The 16130-nt window shown below is 70.9% G+C and carries 12 protein-coding genes; 9 read left to right on the top strand and 3 right to left on the bottom strand.

All coding sequences use genetic code 11. From position 1 onward, the window contains the following. The first annotated feature begins 27 nt into the window (after positions 1-27). Genes VGT80_RS02160 through VGT80_RS02170 form a run of 3 tightly spaced genes read left to right on the top strand, consistent with a single transcriptional unit; the run spans position 28 to position 5500 of the window. Positions 28-1395: a TolC family protein gene (locus tag VGT80_RS02160; protein ID WP_327452472.1), complete on the top strand. Its 1368-nt coding sequence runs from the start codon at positions 28-30 to the stop codon at positions 1393-1395. Further along, positions 1392-2447 (top strand): efflux RND transporter periplasmic adaptor subunit, encoded by a 1056-nt coding sequence (locus VGT80_RS02165; RefSeq protein WP_327452474.1) that lies wholly within the window; start codon positions 1392-1394, stop codon positions 2445-2447. The genes VGT80_RS02160 and VGT80_RS02165 overlap by 4 nt, the downstream gene beginning before the upstream one ends. Next, positions 2444-5500 (top strand): efflux RND transporter permease subunit, encoded by a 3057-nt coding sequence (locus VGT80_RS02170; protein WP_327452476.1) that lies wholly within the window; start codon positions 2444-2446, stop codon positions 5498-5500. Before VGT80_RS02165 ends, VGT80_RS02170 begins: the two co-directional genes overlap by 4 nt. On the opposite strand, the gene VGT80_RS02175 is transcribed toward VGT80_RS02170, so the two are convergent. Continuing rightward, on the bottom strand, positions 5497-6150 hold the full coding sequence (locus VGT80_RS02175; protein WP_327452478.1) for a response regulator transcription factor: 654 nt from the start codon (positions 6148-6150) through the stop codon (positions 5497-5499). The genes VGT80_RS02170 and VGT80_RS02175 overlap by 4 nt on opposite strands. A 185-nt stretch (positions 6151-6335) precedes the next feature. On the opposite strand from VGT80_RS02175, the gene VGT80_RS02180 reads away from it, so the two are divergent. From VGT80_RS02180 to VGT80_RS02195, 4 genes are all read left to right on the top strand, one after another. Beyond that, positions 6336-7676: a 2-hydroxycarboxylate transporter family protein gene (locus tag VGT80_RS02180; protein ID WP_327452480.1), complete on the top strand. Its 1341-nt coding sequence runs from the start codon at positions 6336-6338 to the stop codon at positions 7674-7676. Positions 7677-7757: 81 nt separating this feature from the next. Continuing rightward, a complete protein-coding gene (locus VGT80_RS02185) occupies positions 7758-8645 on the top strand; it encodes a hypothetical protein (RefSeq protein ID WP_327452482.1) in 888 nt (295 codons plus the stop codon). 33 nt (positions 8646-8678) lie between these two features. Next, the gene (locus VGT80_RS02190) at positions 8679-9707 is read left to right on the top strand and encodes a hypothetical protein (RefSeq protein WP_327452484.1); all 1029 of its coding nucleotides are present in this window, start codon (positions 8679-8681) and stop codon (positions 9705-9707) included. A 33-nt stretch (positions 9708-9740) separates the two neighbouring features. Then, entirely contained in the window at positions 9741-10268 is a 528-nt protein-coding gene (locus VGT80_RS02195; RefSeq protein ID WP_327452486.1) for a hypothetical protein, read from the top strand. Positions 10269-10274: 6 nt separating this feature from the next. Here the strand turns inward: VGT80_RS02195 and iolG are convergent, their stop codons facing one another. Both iolG and VGT80_RS02205 read right to left on the bottom strand, forming a co-directional pair. Continuing rightward, positions 10275-11255, bottom strand: coding sequence for an inositol 2-dehydrogenase (iolG, locus tag VGT80_RS02200; protein WP_327452488.1), 981 nt, complete (start codon positions 11253-11255; stop codon positions 10275-10277). 12 nt (positions 11256-11267) lie between these two features. Continuing rightward, positions 11268-12251, bottom strand: a complete 984-nt coding sequence (locus VGT80_RS02205) for a Gfo/Idh/MocA family protein (protein ID WP_327452490.1) — start codon at positions 12249-12251, stop codon at positions 11268-11270. 107 nt (positions 12252-12358) lie between these two features. Here VGT80_RS02205 and VGT80_RS02210 point away from each other — a divergent pair, with 107 nt between their 5' ends. Next, entirely contained in the window at positions 12359-14284 is a 1926-nt protein-coding gene (locus VGT80_RS02210) for a bifunctional 5-dehydro-2-deoxygluconokinase/5-dehydro-2-deoxyphosphogluconate aldolase (RefSeq protein ID WP_327452492.1), read from the top strand. Beyond that, positions 14281-16128, top strand: a complete 1848-nt coding sequence (gene iolD, locus VGT80_RS02215) for a 3D-(3,5/4)-trihydroxycyclohexane-1,2-dione acylhydrolase (decyclizing) (protein ID WP_327452494.1) — start codon at positions 14281-14283, stop codon at positions 16126-16128. Before VGT80_RS02210 ends, iolD begins: the two co-directional genes overlap by 4 nt. The last annotated feature ends 2 nt before the right edge of the window (positions 16129-16130 follow it).

Raw genomic sequence — 16130 nt, forward strand, 5'->3', positions numbered from 1 at the left:
ATGCCGACGTCCGCGGGAGTATTGCGAATGACCTCAGGGCTTGCGGGCGCGCGTTTGGCGGCGGTGGTCTGCGCGGGGCTCATGGCGAGCAGCTGCGCCGTCTATCACGCCCGTCCGCTGCCGGCCGGCCCCGACATCCAACCCGCCGCCTCCGGCCTGAAGGTCGACATCGGCCGTCTGCGGGTGGCGCCGCTGAAGCCGATCCTGGTCGATGCGCGCGACGGGCTCGATCCGCTGGAGGTCGCGGTGCTGGCGGTTCTGAACAGTCCCGACCTCGCGGCCAAGCGCGCGGCCCTGGGGGTGAAGGGCGCCGAGGCCTTCGCCGCGGGCCTGCTGCCCGATCCGCAGATCAGCGTCAGCCAGGACAGGCCGGTGTCCGGGCCCGACACCCAGACGGCCTACGCGATCTCGCCCAGCCTCGACGTCGCCGCCCTGCTGGCCAGCGCCAGCGCCCATCGCGCCGCCCGCTTCACCGCCAGACAGGCCGACCTCGATGTGCTTTGGGCCGAATGGACCACCGCCCAGCAGGCGCGCCAGTTCGCGGAGACGGCGCTCGCCGACGAGGCCCGAGGCGCCTATCTGCGCAAGGTGCTGGCCGCCGCCGCGGACCGCTACGCCCGCTCCACCCGGGCGCTGGCCAACCACGACGTGACCCTGCAGACCAACGCCGCCGATCTCGCCGCCAAGCTGGACGCCGAGACCCAGATGGCGACCGCCGTGCACGACGCCGCCAAGGCGCGGCGCGACCTCAACGCCCTCCTGAACCTCGAGGCCTCGGTGGTCCTGCCCCTCGTCCCCGGGCCGCCGGTGCAGACCTACGATCCCGCCGCGGTGCAGGCCGCGCTCGGATCGCTGCCCACCCGCCGGCCGGACCTCCTGGCCCTGCAGGCCGGCTACCGGGCCCAGGACGCCAACGTGCGCAAGGCGGTGATCGCGCAGTTCCCGCTGGCCAGCATCGCCTATGCCTATGCCAAGGACCCGGCCGGCACGACCACCCAGGGCCTCTCCGCCGTGCTCGCCCTGCCGATCTTCGGCAACAGGCGGGCCGACGTGAAGGTGCAGGACGCTACCCGCGAACAGCTGCGCGCCGAGTACCAGGCGCGCCTCGACCAGACGCAGGCCGAGGTCCGGAACGCCCAGGCCGAGCTGGCCGGCGCGCGCGCCCAGGCTGCGGTGCTGCGCACCGATGTCCCGCGCCTGGAGGCGTTGGCCGCCCCGGCCGTGCGCGCCTACGACCGTGGCGACATCGACAGCCAGACCTACCTGACCCTGATCCAGAACGTGCTCTCCAAGCGCGCCGACCTCGACGATCGCGAGCTCGCCGCGCGGCTGGCGGAGATCCAGCTGGAGACCGCCCTCTTCCTGCCGCCCGCCACCTCGAGGACCGCCCCATGAGCCGCAGCAGACTCCTGGCCGTCGGGGCCGCCGTCCTCGTCGTGGTCGTCATCATCGCCCTGATGCTGCTGCGCCGCGGCGGAGACGCCGCGGCCGAGCCCGACGCAACGCCGACCGCGGTGGTGACGGTGGCGCCGGTGCGCGCCGGGACCTTGCACGACGTGGTCTCGGTCTATGGCGTGGTCACCGCCGATCCCGCCGCGGTGATGACCGTCGCGGCGCCCAAGCAGGTCATCGTCCAGCGCGTGCTGGTCCGCACCGGCCAGACCGTCGCCGCCGGCCAGCCGGTCATCGAGGTGATGAGCGCGCCGGCCGCCGAGCTCGCCTACAGGCAAGCCGCCGACGCGGCCGCCTTCGCCCGCGCCGACCTCGCCCGCGTGCAGCGCCTCTACGACGAACGCCTGGCGGCCAACGACCAGCTGGAGACCGCCAGGAAGGCTCTGGCCGACGCCAATGCGGCGCTGAGCGCCCAGCAGAAACAGGGCGGCGGGCGATCCTCGCAGGCCCTGACCGCGCCCGCCGCCGGCGTGGTGACCAACATCGCCCAGGCGCCCGGCGACCACGTCGCCCAGGACGCGCCCCTGGTGGTGCTGGCCCGCTCCGGCGGCGAGGCGGTCAAGCTCGGCCTCGAGCCCGGGGGCCGCTTCGCACCCGGCCAGCCGGTGACCATCCGGCCGGTGGCGGGCGGCGCCCCGATCCAGTCGCGGCTGACCATGGTCGGCCGGGCGGCGGACCAGACGACCAAGACCATCGACGCCGTGGCGCCCTTGAACGGCGCGCCCTGGGCCATCGGGGCCGGGGTGCAGGGCGACGTGGTCACCGGGGCCCACGCCGGCATGGTGGTCCCGAGGGCGGCCGTGGTGTTCGACGAAACCGGTCCGCACCTGTTCACGGTGGCCGGCGGCAAGGCCCATCGGGTGTTCGTCCAGGTCGGGCTCGACCACGGCGACGACATCGAGGTGAAGGGCCCGCTGCAGGCCGGCGCCTTGGTGGCGGTGGAGGGCGCCTATGAGCTGCAGGACGGCATGGCCGTGAAGGTCCGCGGCAAATGAACTTCGCCCAGTTCGTCGCCCGGCGCCGACGCTCCCTACTGACCCTGCTCTCCATGCTGATCGTGGCCGGCGTGGTCGGCGCCTTCGTCATGCCGGTGAGCCTGTTCCCGACCGTCTTCTTCCCCCGCATCGCCGTCGCCATCGACGCCGGCGACCGGCCGCCGGACCAGATGGAGGCGGTGATCACCCGTCCGGCCGAGCAGGCCGTCCGCGCCATCCCGGGCGTGCAGAACCTGCGCTCAACCACCAGCCGCGGCTCGGCGGAGATGTCGATCAACTTCGCCTGGGGTTCGGACATGGACCTGGCCCTGCAACGCGTGCAGTCGGCGCTGCAGGGCGTGCAGCAGACCTTGCCCAGCGGGGTGGTGTTCGACGTCCGGCGCATGGACCCGACGACCTTCCCGGTGGCCGCCTACAGCCTGACCTCGCAGACCGCGACGCCGGTCGAACTGCGCCGCTTCGCGGACCGGACCCTGTCGCCGGTGCTCTCGACCATCAACGGGGTGGCCCGTGTCACCAGCCAGGGCGGGGCGGCCGGCGAATACCGCATCGAGGCGGACCCGGCGAAGCTGTGGGCCAATGGCCTTTCGGTCGCCGACGTGGCCACGGCGGTGGCCGGCGCCAATGTGCTGACCTCGGCCGGCCGCCTGGAGGACCAGGGCAAGCTCCTGCTGGTGCTCACCGACAGCCGCCTCACCGATCCGCGCCAGATCGAGAACGTGGTGGTCAAGACCACCGGCGGCACGGTGATCCGCGTGCGCGACGTGGCCAGCGTGATTGCGGCGCCGGAGCCCCAGTGGATCCGCGTCACCGCCGACGGCCGCGACGCGGTGCTGGTCAACGTCTACCAGCAGCCTGGCGGCAATACGGTCCAGATCGCCAAACAGGTGCAGGCCGCCTTCGCCAGGGCGCGGGGCCAGGGCCCGGCCGACATGCAGGTCAAGGCCTGGTACGACCAGAGCTACCTCATCCTGGAATCCGCCTCGGCGCTGCGCAACGCCATCATCATCGGCGTGGTGCTGGCCGCCCTGGTGCTGCTGGTCTTTCTGCGCGACTGGAAAGTGACGCTCGCGGCCGTGGTGGCGGTCCCGGCGACCCTGGCCGCCACGACGCTGATCCTGTTCCTGGTGGGCCAGAGCTTCAACATCATGACGCTGGGCGGCATGGCCGCGGCCATCGGGCTGATCATCGACGACGCCATCGTGATGATCGAGCACATCGAACGGCGGCTGGGGGAGAGTGCCGACAAAGGCCACACGACGATCGTCCGGGCGGTCTCCGAGTTCATACGGCCGCTGATCGGGTCCTCCGGCGCGACCATCGTCATCTTCCTGCCGCTGGCCTTCCTGACCGGCGTCACCGGCGCCTTCTTCAAGGCGCTGTCGATCACCATGGCGGTGGCGCTGACGGTGTCGTTCCTGATCGCCTGGTGGCTGGTGCCGGTGCTGGTGGAGCAGATGGTGAAGCAGCGCGGCCAGGTCGCCGAGCTCGACCCGCAGGGCCCGATGCTGCGCCGCTACCGCGGCGCGCTGGAACGCGCGGTGGCGCGGCCCGCCCTGGCGGTGGCCGGCGTGGCCATCGTCGCGGCGATCGGCGTCTTCAGCTTCATGAACGTCGGCACCGGCTTCATCCCGAAGATCGACGAGGGCGGCTTCATCTTCGACTATATCGCCCCGCCGGGCATGTCGTTGACGGAGACCGACCGCCTGGTCCGCCAGATCGAGGCGGTGATCCGCGAGACGCCCGACGTCGACACCTATTCCCGCCGCACCGGCATACAGCTGGGCGGCGGCCTGACCGAGCCCAACACCGGCGACTTCTTCATCCGGCTGAAGACCAACGGCCGACGCCCGATCGAAGAGGTCATGAACGAGGTTCGCGGCAAGGTGCAGGCGCGCGTGCCGGGCATGGAGGTCGAGACCGCTCAGCTGATGGAGGACCTGATCGGCGACCTCACCGCCGTGCCGCAGCCGATCGAGGTGAAGCTCTACAGCGACGATACGGCGCTCCTGCAGAAGACCGCGCCGCTGGTCGCCGATGCGATCGGCAAGGTGCGCGGCGTCACCGAGATCAAGACCGGCGTGGTGATCGCCGGCGACGGGTTGCAGGTCGAGGTCGATCCAGTGCGCGCAGAGCTCGAGGGCATCGATGCGGCCGAAGCCAGCAAGCAGATCGAGGGCCTGCTCACCGGCAATGTCGCGACCCAGATCCAGTCGGGTCCGTTCCTGGCCAATGTGCGGGTCTGGACCCCGGGCGCCGTCCGCGCACGTGTCGGGCAGGTGGGGAACCTGATGCTGAAGGCGCCGGGTGATGGCCACCTGTTCCCGGTCTCCCGCATCGCCACCCTGCATGTCGTCTCAGGCCAGGCGGAGATCAGCCGCGAGAACATGCGCCGCATGGATGCGGTGACCGCGCGGGTGGAGGGCCGCGACACCGGCTCCGCCGCCCAGGAGGTCCAGCGGACCGTCGGCAAGCCGGGATTCCTGCCCGCGGGCATGACCTTCGAGATGGGCGGCCTCTACGCCGAGCAGCAGGCGGCGTTCCGCGGCATGGCCCTGGTGTTCGCCGCCGCGGTGGCCGCGGTCTTCGTGCTGCTGCTGTTGATCTACGAAAGCTTCCGGATCGCCGTCACCATCCTGGCCATGCCGCTGGCGGCGGCTTCGGCGGTGGCGATCGGCCTGTGGGTGACCGGCGTCGAGCTCAACATCATGGCCCTGATGGGCGCCACCATGATCCTCGGCATCGCCACCGAGGTGGCGATCTTCTACTTCACCGAATACGAGGCCCTGCTGGCCGAGGGCGTGGAGCCCGAGGCGGCCCTGGTGCAGGCCGGCGTCAACCGTCTGCGGCCCATCGCCATGACGACGCTGGCCGCGATCCTGGCGCTTGCGCCTCTGGCCCTGGCGCTCGGCGGCGGATCCTCAATGGAGCGACCGCTGGCCATCGCCATCATCTCCGGCCTGATCGCCCAGGGGCCGCTGGTGCTGCTGGCCATGCCGGCGCTCTACCGCCTGCTGGGCGGTGTCCGTCACCCGATACACCGCATGGACTAGAGGAACTGATAGCCGATCCCGCGGACCGTCTTGAACACCGGCCGCCCCAGCGCGCCCTCCAGCTTGGCGCGGAGCCGGCTCATGTAGACATCGAGCAGGTTGGTGTCGACGTCGTAGTGGGAGGACCAGATCTTCTCGGAAATCAGGCTGCGGGTGAGCACCCGCCCGCCGTTCTGCATGAAGATCTCCAGCAGCGCATATTCCCGGCCGGTGAGGTCCACGGCCGCGCCGTCCACGTGCACGGTGTGGCCCAGCAGGTCGAGCTTGATGCCGTTGCGCTCTAGCACCGTCTGCTTCAGCACCGATTGCCGGCGCAGCAGCGCCCGCATGTGGGCCAGCAGTTCCTCGAGGCTGAACGGCTTGGGCAGATAGTCGTCGGCGCCCACGTCCAGGCCCTTGATGCGGTCTTCCAGGGTGTTGCGGGCCGACAGGATCAGCACCGGTTCGTTGAAGCCGCTGGCCCGCCACTCGCGGACCATGTCGATGCCGTCGCCGTCGGGCAGGGACAGGTCGAGGACGATCAGGTCGTACTTGGTCTCCACCAGGGCGTCGTTGGCTTCCCGGCAGGTGGGCACCCAGGTCACCGTATGGGCGTGCTCCGACAATCCCTTCTTGAGGAATTGACCCAGCCGCACCTCGTCTTCGACCACCAGAACCTTCATCGAAGGAATGGCTAGCGCAGCCCTTCACTTGGCCGCAAGCCTTACCGAGCGGGGCCGGCGGCGCCTGAAAGGGCGTTCAGGCTGGGGTTAGGGCGGGTTCAGGTTGGCGGCCCAGCCTGACGCACAGTGCGGCGGCCTCGGCGGAGATCGGGTCGCTGGGGAGGAAACTTGAGATGCCACAGATCGTCGCCGATGAGGCGCCGGCGGCGCCTGCCGAAGGCCCACGCACTCTCTGGTGGCGCGCGGTGGAGCTGCGGGTGGGCGTGGTGCCGGCCCCGGTGTTCCTGCTGATCCTGGCGCTCACCGCCTTCTTCGTGAGCCGCGGGACGGTGGCCTCCGACATTCTCATGAACATAGCCCTGCTGGCGGCCGGCGGCTTTGCCTGCGCCGAGCTCGGCAAGCGCCTGCCGCTGATCCGCAACATCGGCGCGGCGGCGATCTTCGCCACCTTCATCCCCTCGTACCTCGTCTATGCGCACATTCTGCCGGCGCCGGTGGTGACCTCGATCACCAGCTTCACCAAGTCGAGCAACTTCCTCTACCTGTTCATCTCCTGCGTCATCGTCGGCTCGATCCTGGGCATGGACCGGCGCGTGCTGGTCGGCGGATTCCTGAAGATCTTCGTGCCCCTGTTCGTGGGCTCGCTGGCGGCCGGGGCGGTGGGCTGCGCGGTGGGGGCGGCGCTGGGCCTGGGCCTCAGCCACACCCTGTTCCGCATCGTCGTGCCGATCATGGCCGGAGGGGTGGGCGAGGGCGCCCTGCCGCTCTCCATCGGCTATGCCGCCATTACCCATCAGCCGCAGGGCGAGGTGTTCGCGCAGGTGCTGCCGGCGGTGATGCTGGGCAGCCTGACGGCGATCATCTTCGCCGGCGGCCTCAATGCGCTCGGCAAGCGCCGCCCCGACCTGACCGGCGAGGGGCGCCTGCAGGTGGGCGAACAGGACCTCGTGGCCGCCGCCGACGAAACGTCCGAGATGCGGCTGCCGGTGGAGACCATCGCCGCGGCCGCGATCCTGGCCGTGACCCTCTATCTGGCAGGTTCCGCCGGCCAGACCCTGACCGGCTTCCCGGCCCCCGTCGCCCTGCTGTTCCTGACCGTGCTGCTGAAGCTCGGCCGCCTGGTCCCGCCGGAGCTCGAGCGCGGCGCCCACGCCGTCTACCGCTTCTTCCGCGTGGCGGTGACCTATCCGCTGCTGTTCGCCATCGGGGTGGCCATGACCCCCTGGGGCAAGCTGATCGCGGCCTTCAATGCGCCGACCCTGATCACCATCGTGGCGACCGTCGCGACCCTGATGGGGACCGGCTACGGCCTCGCCCGGTTCCTGAAGATGTATCCCATCGACGTGGCGATCGTGAACGCCTGCCACTCGGGCCAGGGCGGCACCGGCGACGTGGCGATCCTGTCGGCCGCCAACCGCATGTCGCTGATGCCCTTCGCCCAGATCGCCACCCGCATCGGCGGGGCGATCACCGTCACCCTGGCGCTGGTCGCCCTGCGCGCGCTGGGCGGCTGAAAACTTGTTCAGGTGGGCGACAGGCGGGCTTCAGCTTGGCGGGGCCAAGCTGTCGCAAAGAGAAAAGAACCGGGAGGATCCATGCGCGCGACACTCATCATGACCGCTATGTTCACGGCCGCGGTCGCCGTCCACGCCAGAGCGGCCGAGCCGGCGGCGCAGGTTCGTCCCAATTCCTACGGCCACCACCTGATCGAAACCGAGCTCGCGCGCCATCCGAACGTGGTGGTGATGGCCATGCACGCCACGCCGCCGGGCTCCAAGACCAACGTCATCGTCGCCTCGAACATCGGCCGGCTGGGCAAGGCCGCCGACGCCGACGACCTTCAGGTGACGACCTCCGGCCAGGCCAAGCTGTCGGTGAACGCCGCCGGCGACCACTTCGAGGCGCTGGAGCCCCTGAAGGACCTGGACGGCCAGGTGATCGGGGCGCTGGGCGTGGTCTTCCGCTACAAGGCGGGCGACGACAAGGCCAAGGATGTCGCCGAGGCCGAGGCCATCCGCGACCGGCTGTCCCACAAGATTTCCCACGCCGGCAACCTGCTCGACCCCTGGCCCTACGATCCGAAATTCACCGCCCGCACCTATGCCCAGGTCCTCGTCGACCAGACCATGGCCACCCATCCCGAGATCCGCATCCTGGCGATCCATGCGACCCCGCCGGGCGGCAAGACCAACGTCATCCTCGGCTCCAACATCGGCCGCATCGGCAAGGCGGCGGACGAGGACGACCTGCGGGTCATCGAGAAGGGCGAGACCAATCGCGAGGTCAACGACACCGGCCGTCGGTTCGAGGCCGAGCTGCCGCTCAACGACTCCAAGGGCCATCGCATCGGCGCGCTCGGCGTGGTGCTCGGCTACCACGCCGGCCAGGACAAGGAAGCGCTGGTCCGCCACGCCGAGAAGATCCGCGACGAGCTGGCCGCCAAGATCGCCTCGCCCGCCGCCCTGGCCCGCAAGGCCGGCTGACGCCCGTTCTCCTCAAGCCACGGACACCGAACTATGCGACCCGCCCTCCTTACAGCCTGCGCCGCGCTCGCCCTCGCCGCCGTCACCGGCGCCGCCGCCTCCGCCCAGGGACCCGGTCCCATGCGCGTGGCCGGCCACACCGACCTGCCGGGCTACGCCGGCGACTTCGACCACTTCGCCGTGGACGGCGCCGACAACCGCCTGTTCCTGGCGGGCGAGGACGGCGGCGTGCTGGAGGTGTTTAATCTGAAGACCGGCGCCTTCCTGAAAAGCGTCCCCGGCTTCGAGGCGCCGCACAGCCTGATCTATCTGCCCGACGCGCACGAGCTGGTGGTGGTCGCCGCCAAGGGCAGCCGGGTCCTGAACGCCCGCACCCTCGCGGTGAAGCGGACGCTGAAACTGGCGCCCGGCGCCGACTCCCTGGCCTACGACGCGCCGCGCCGGCGGGCCTATGTGGTCACCGGCGGCAAGGACGTGAAGATGACCACCTCCGCCCTCGTCGAGATCGATCCCTACACCGGCAAGAGCTACGGCCAGACGGTGTTCGACGGCGACCACACCGAGGCGCTGGCGCTGGAGACCCACGGCGACCGGATCTTCATCAACCAGACCGACAAGAACCTGCTGGACGTGGTCGACAAGCGCACCCACGCGATCAAGGCCCGCTGGCCGGTCACCGCCGCGGAGCAGAACGCCCCCATCGCCTATGACGAGGCGAGCCATCGGCTGTTCGTGGTCACCCGCAAGCCCGGCAAGCTGCTGGTCGTCGACGCCGACAGCGGCAGGACGGTGCAGGAATTCGAGGCCCCGGCCCGCGTCGACCAGGTGCTGTGGGATCCGACCGGCCGCCGCGTCTTCGTCTGCGGCGGCGACGGCCGCCTGTCCGTCATCGAACAGGACGACGCCGACCACTACCGCGAGCTGGCGCCGGTCGCCACGCCGCCGGCCGCCAAGACCTGCGTCTATGTGCCGGCGATGCGCCGCCTCTATCTGGCGGCCTCGCCGGGCGAGACCAAGAGCATGGCCCAACTGGTCTGGGTCGACGTTCCGGCGCGCCGTTAGGCTCGCCCGGCGCCATTGAACAAGGAGCCTGCCATGATCCTCCATCGAACCCTGGGCGCGCTCGGCGCCATGTCCTTCGGCCTGCTGCTCTGCGGCGCTGCGGCCGCGCAGGAGGCGCCGGCCAAGAACTGGACCCCGCCGGCTCACAAGATCTACGCCCAGAAGCTCTCCGACGAGACCATGGCGGCCCATCCCGAGCTGCAGAGCGTGACCTTCCACGGCGTGCCGCCGGGCATGAGCAAGGTCTACACCATGTTCGCCGGCTCCTATCCCGAGCGGATCGGCAATCCCGACGATCCCGACGACATCGACGTCATCGCCAAGGGCATCACCATCATCGATCCCCGCTGGCATCGGCCCAAGGACGTGGTGAAGCGCTTCGTGGTGCAGGAACCGCTGCGCGACCGGTCGGGCGAGAACGTCGGGCTGATCGTCTATGCCTTCAAGACCGCCAACGGCAGCAAGGGCGAGCGCTACTACACCAAGGAAGCCATGGACCTGCGCGACGCCCTGCAGGCGAAGATCCCGAGCTACGAGGCCCTGTTCGCGCCGGCCAAGTAGGGCCTTTCAGATCCGCACCGGGCGGCCGCTCTGCACTGAGCGGGCGGCGGCTTCGGCCAGGGCCAGGGCGGCGACGCCGTCGGCGTAGCCCACGGCGGGCGCGGCCTTGCCCGAGACCACCTCGGCGAAGTGGGCCATCTCCTGGCGGTAGGCGTCGCGATAGCGGTCGAGGAAGAAGTTCTGGAACCGGTCGGCCCGGGCGCCGGCTTCGGTCCAGACGCTGACCGTGCTTTCCGTGACGTTGTCGGCGCGGACCATGCCGGCGGAGCCATAGGCCTCGATCCGCTGGTCGTAGCCGAAGCCGCTGCGGCGGCTGTTGGCGATGACACAGAGCCGGCCGGACGCCGTCTTCAGCACCGTGCGTGCGGTGTCCACGTCGCCCGCCGTCCCAATCGCGGGATCGACCAGGCAACTGCCCCAGGCGAACACCTCAACCGGCTCTTCGCCGAGCAGCCAGCGGGCCATGTCGAGGTCGTGGATGGCCATGTCCTTGAAGAGGCCGCCCGAGACCTTGACGTAGGCGAGCGGCGGCGGGCCGGGGTCGTTGCTGGTGATCTGCAGGGTCTCGATCCGGCCCACGGCGCCGGCGTCGAGGCGCGCCTTGAGGGCCTGGAAATTGGGGTCGAAGCGGCGGTTGAAGCCCAGCAACAGCCGCGCGGCCTTGAGCTGGTCAGCCGCCGCGCGGGCGCGGGCGAGATCGAGGTCGATCGGTTTTTCGCAGAAGATCGCCTTGCCGGCCGCGTGGGCGGCCAGGGCGTAATCCAGATGGGTGTCGGTGGAGCTGGCGACGATCACGCCGGCCACCGTGCCGTCGGCCAGCACGGCGGCGAGCGTGGCGACCTCGGCGCCGGTCGCCTCGGCCAGGGCTTCGGCGGCCTCGGCGACCGGATCGACCACATGGCTCAGCGTCAGGTCGGGGTGGGCGGCGGCGTTGGCGGCGTGGATCTTGCCGATCCGGCCGGCGCCGATCAGGGCGAGCTTGTGCATGGTCATCGCCCCCTAGAGCCTTACCGGCGCGCCGGTCGCCACCGACCGGGCGGCGGCCTCGGCGAGCGCGAGCGAGGCCACGCTGGCCGCGTAGGCGGTCTCCGGCTCCGCCTCGCCCGCCAGGATGTCGGCGAAGTGGTCCATCTCGCCGCGATAGGCCTCGGCGTAGCGGGTCATGAAGCCCGGGTAGAGCGGCGCGGAAACAGCCCCGGCCTCGCGCCACACCTGCACTGCGTCCTGCGCCACGTCGCCGGCCACGGCCATGCCGGCCGAGCCGAACGCCTCGATCCTCTGGTCGTAGCCGCAGCCGCTGCGGCGCGTGTTGCTGATCACGCAGATGCGGCCCCTGGCGTCGCGCAACAGGGTGCGGGCGGTGTCGACGTCGCCGGCCTCAGCGATCGCCGGGTCCACCAGGCAGCTCGCCCAGGCGAAGATCTCCACGAACGGGTCGGGCATCAGCCAGCCGGCCATGTCGAAGTCGTGGATGGTGAAGTCCTTGAACAGCCCGCCGCTGGTGGGGATGAAGTGAGCCGGCGGTGCGGCCGGGTCGTGGTTGACGATCTGCAGGGTCTCGAGATCGCCGACCTCGCCGGACTTGAGCTTGGCGCGCAACGCGCGGAAGTGCGGATCGAAGTGGCGATTGAAGGCCACGAACAGGGGCGCCTTGGGCTGGCTGAGCTCAGCCTCGGCGGCCGTCAGGGCGGCCAGGTCGAGGTCCAGCGGCTTTTCGCAGAACACCGCCTTGCCCGCCGCCAGACAGGCGCGGACCAGCGTCAGGTGGGTGTCGGTGGAGCTGGCGACGATCACGCCTTCGATGCTTGCATCGCCCAGCACGCCGTCCAGGTCCGCGACCCTCGCGCCGACCGAAGCGGCGATCTCCCCAGCGTCCGGCCGGGGGTCGACCAGCAGGGCGAGGTCGAGCCTGGGATTGGCCGCGGCATTGCCGAGGTGGACGGAGCCCATGCGCCCCGCGCCGATCTGCGCGATTCTGTGCATCGGCCTTCTATGGAGCAAAGTTTTCGCAAAACAAGAATCCGTGGCCGCTGGCGGTCGCGTGGCCTACAAATTCCAGAGGCGCACAAGATGATGCGCGGGGAGGACAATTGGCTGACGACGGCAAATCCCTGGATCTGCTCGCCATCGGCCGCTCCAGCGTGGACCTCTACGGCCAGCAGGTCGGCGGGCGGCTGGAGGACATGGGCTCCTTCGCCAAATACGTCGGCGGCAGCCCGACCAACACGGCCATAGGCGCGGCGCGCCTGGGGCTGAAGGCGGCCCTGCTCACCCGCGTGGGCGCCGACCACATGGGCCGCTTCATCCGTGAGCAGCTGGTGCGCGAAGGCGTCGACGTGAGCTCGGTCCTGACCGATGAGGCGCGGCTGACCGCGCTGGTCATCCTCGGCATCCGCGACCGCGAGAGCTTCCCCCTGCTGTTCTACCGCGAGGACTGCGCCGACATGGCGCTCGTGGCCGCCGACCTGGACGAGGCCCAGGTTCGCGCCGCCCGCGCCGTGCTGATCAACGGCACGCACCTCTCGCAGGCCGGCGTCTTCGAGGCTTCGATGCGGGCCGCCGAACTGGCCCGCGCGTCCGGCGGCAAGGTGGTGTTCGATGTGGACTATCGGCCGGTGCTCTGGGGCCTGACGGCGCGCGACCTGGGCGAGGACCGTTTCGTGGCGCACGAGGCGGTGACCGCGATCCTGCAACGCGTGCTGCCGGTCTGCGACCTGATCGTGGGCACCGAGGACGAGATGCACATCCTCGGAGGCTCGACGGACACGGTGGCCGCCCTCAAGGCGATCCGCCAACGCACCGAAGCGCTGCTGGTGTGCAAGCGCGGGCCGCAGGGCTGCTCCGCCTTCCCCGCCGCCATCCCAGACAGCCTGGACGACGGCGTGGTGGGCCCGGGCTTCGCCGTGGAGGTGTTCAATGTGCTGGGCGCCGGCGACGCCTTCATGAGCGGCTTCCTGCGCGGCTGGCTGAGGGACGAGCCGCTGGAGCGATGCTGCGAACTCGCCAATGCGGCCGGCGCGATCGTGGTCTCGCGCCACGGCTGCGCCCCGGCCATGCCCACCTGGACCGAGATGGAAGCCTTCCTCGCCCAGCCCGAACGGCCGTTCCGCCTGCGCGAGGACGCCGAGCTGGAGCATATCCACTGGGCGACTACACGCACCGGGAGCTACGACCAGCTCATGGTTCTGGCCATCGACCATCGCAGCCAGTTCGAGGAGCTGGCCGCGGAGCTGGACGCCCCGCTGGACCGCGTTTCGCAGTTCAAGCGCCTGGCGCTCAGGGCGCTGGACGAGGTTGCCCAGGGCGATCGGCAGTTCGGCATCCTGCTGGACGGGCGGTTCGGTTTCGAGGCCCTGGCCGCCGCGGCCGACCAGCCCTACTGGATCGGGCGACCGATCGAGATCCCCCGGTCCCGGCCCCTGGAATTCGAGGCTTCGGCGGACGTGGCGACGGAGATCGCCGAATGGCCGCTGAACCAGGTGGTCAAGGCGCTGGTCTTCTATCATCCCGACGACCAACCCGAGTTGCGCGAGCGGCAGGACCGCCAGCTCACCCGGCTGTTCGACGCCTGCCGCAAGACCCGCCACGAGCTGTTGATCGAGGTCATCGCTCCGGCCGGCATGCCGGTGGACTCCACGACCATCGCCCGCGCCCTGGACGGCATCTACAGCCTCGGCGTGAAGCCGGACTGGTGGAAACTGGAGCCTGCGGACGACCCGCCAGCCTGGCGCCACGTGGCCGCGGTGATCGAGCACCACGATCCGCTGTGCCGCGGCGTGCTGCTGCTCGGCCTCTCGCAGCCCATGGAGACCCTGCTGGCGGCTTTCGAGGCGACGGCGGGCGTGCCGATCGTCAAGGGCTTCGCGGTGGGCCGCACCATCTTCCACGGGGCCGCGCGCGCCTGGCTGGCCGGCGAGATCGATGACGCCGCGGCGATCCGCGCGCTCTCCGAACGCTTCTCGCGGCTGGTCGAAGGCTGGCGGCGCGCCCGGTCCGGCGTGGGGCGCGCGGCATGAGCACCGTGCGGTTGACCGCCGCCCAGGCCGCCGTCCGCTACCTCGCCGCCCAGGACGTCGAGGTCGACGGCGCGAGCGTGCCCTTCTTCGCCGGCGTCTGGGCGATCTTCGGCCACGGCAATGTGGCCGGCCTCGGCGAGGCGCTGCACGGCGTGCGCGAGACCCTGCCGACCTGGCGGGCGCACAACGAGCAGGCCATGGCCCACGCCGCCATCGCCTATGCCAAGCAGAAGCGCCGTGAGCGGGCGATGATCTGCACCACCTCGATCGGACCGGGCGCGACCAACATGGTGACGGCCGCCGCCCTGGCGCACGTCAATCGGCTGCCGGTCCTGCTGCTGCCGGGCGACGTCTATGCGAGCCGCAGGCCCGATCCGGTGTTGCAGCAGGTCGAGGACTTCGCCGACGGCACGGTCAGCGCCAACGACTGTTTTCGCCCGGTGTCGCGCTATTTCGACCGGATCACCCGGCCCGAGCAGTTGCTGGCCGCCCTGCCGCGGGCCATGGCGGTGCTGACCGATCCGGCCGACTGCGGGCCGGTGACGCTGGCCTTCTGCCAGGATGTCCAGGCGCAGGCCTACGACTGGCCGGAGCGCGTCTTCGCGCGGCGGACCTGGCGCCGGCGGCGCTCGCCGGCCGATCCTCGGGAGATCGCGGGACTGGCCCAACGGCTGCGCGAGGCCAAGGCGCCGCTGATCGTGGCCGGCGGCGGTGTGCTCTACGGCCGTGCGGAGGCCGCGCTCGCCGCGTTCGCCGCGCGGACCGGCGTCCCCGTCGCCGAGACCCAGGCCGGCAAGGGCGCGCTGGCCTGGGACCATGCCGCCTCGCTGGGCGCCATCGGGGTGACCGGCACGAGCGCCGCCAACGCGGCGGCGGCGGCGGCCGATCTGGTGGTTGGCGTCGGCACGCGGCTGCAGGATTTCACGACCGGCTCGCGGGCGTTGTTCGCCCATCCGGGGCGGGTGCTGACGCAGGTGAATGTGGCGGCCTTCGACGCCCACAAGCACGACGCGGAGCCCGTGGTCGGCGACGCCGGCGCGGTGCTGGAGGCGCTGTCCGAAGCGCTCGGTGACTGGCGCGCGCCGAAGGCGTGGATCGAACGGGCCAAGGCCGGTGTCGCGAGCTGGAACGCCGAGGCCGAGGTGGCCATGCGGGCCTCCGAGGCGCCGCGGCCCTCCGACGCCCAGGTGATCGGCGCGGTCTGGCGGGCGATGGACGAGGACGCGGTGGTGGTCTGCGCCGCGGGCGGCCTGCCGGGCGAACTGCACAAGCTCTGGCGGCCGCGCCGGCCGGGCGGCTACCACCTGGAGTACGGCTATTCCTGCATGGGCTACGAGATCGCCGGGGGGCTGGGCGTCAAGCTTGCCGAACCCGACCGCGAGGTGGTGGTCATGCTGGGCGACGGCTCGTACCTGATGATGAATTCCGAGATCGCCACCTCGGTGGCCATGGGCAAGAAGCTGATCGTCGTGGTGCTCGACAACCGCGGCTTCGGCTGCATCGACCGCCTGCAGCGCGAGACCGGCGGCGCGCCCTTCAACAACCTGCTGGCCGACGCGGCCTATGAGACCGTGCCGGCGATCGACTTCGCCGCCCACGCCGCGAGCCTCGGCGCGCGTTCTGAGAAGGTCACCGGCGTCGCCGCTCTAGAGGCCGCGCTCGTCCGCGCCAGGGCCTCGGATCGGACCTACGCGATCGTCGTCGAAACCGACCCCGCCATCTCCACCACGGCCGGCGGCGCCTGGTGGGACGTGGCGGCGCCGGAGGTCTCGGAGCGCGCGGAGGCCCGCGCCGCGCGCGCCGCCTACGAGGCCAGGCTCGCCGATCTGCAAGGGAGGGGCTGAGC

The sequence above is a fragment of the Phenylobacterium sp. genome (genome assembly GCF_035944335.1).
Lineage (GTDB): Bacteria > Pseudomonadota > Alphaproteobacteria > Caulobacterales > Caulobacteraceae > Phenylobacterium.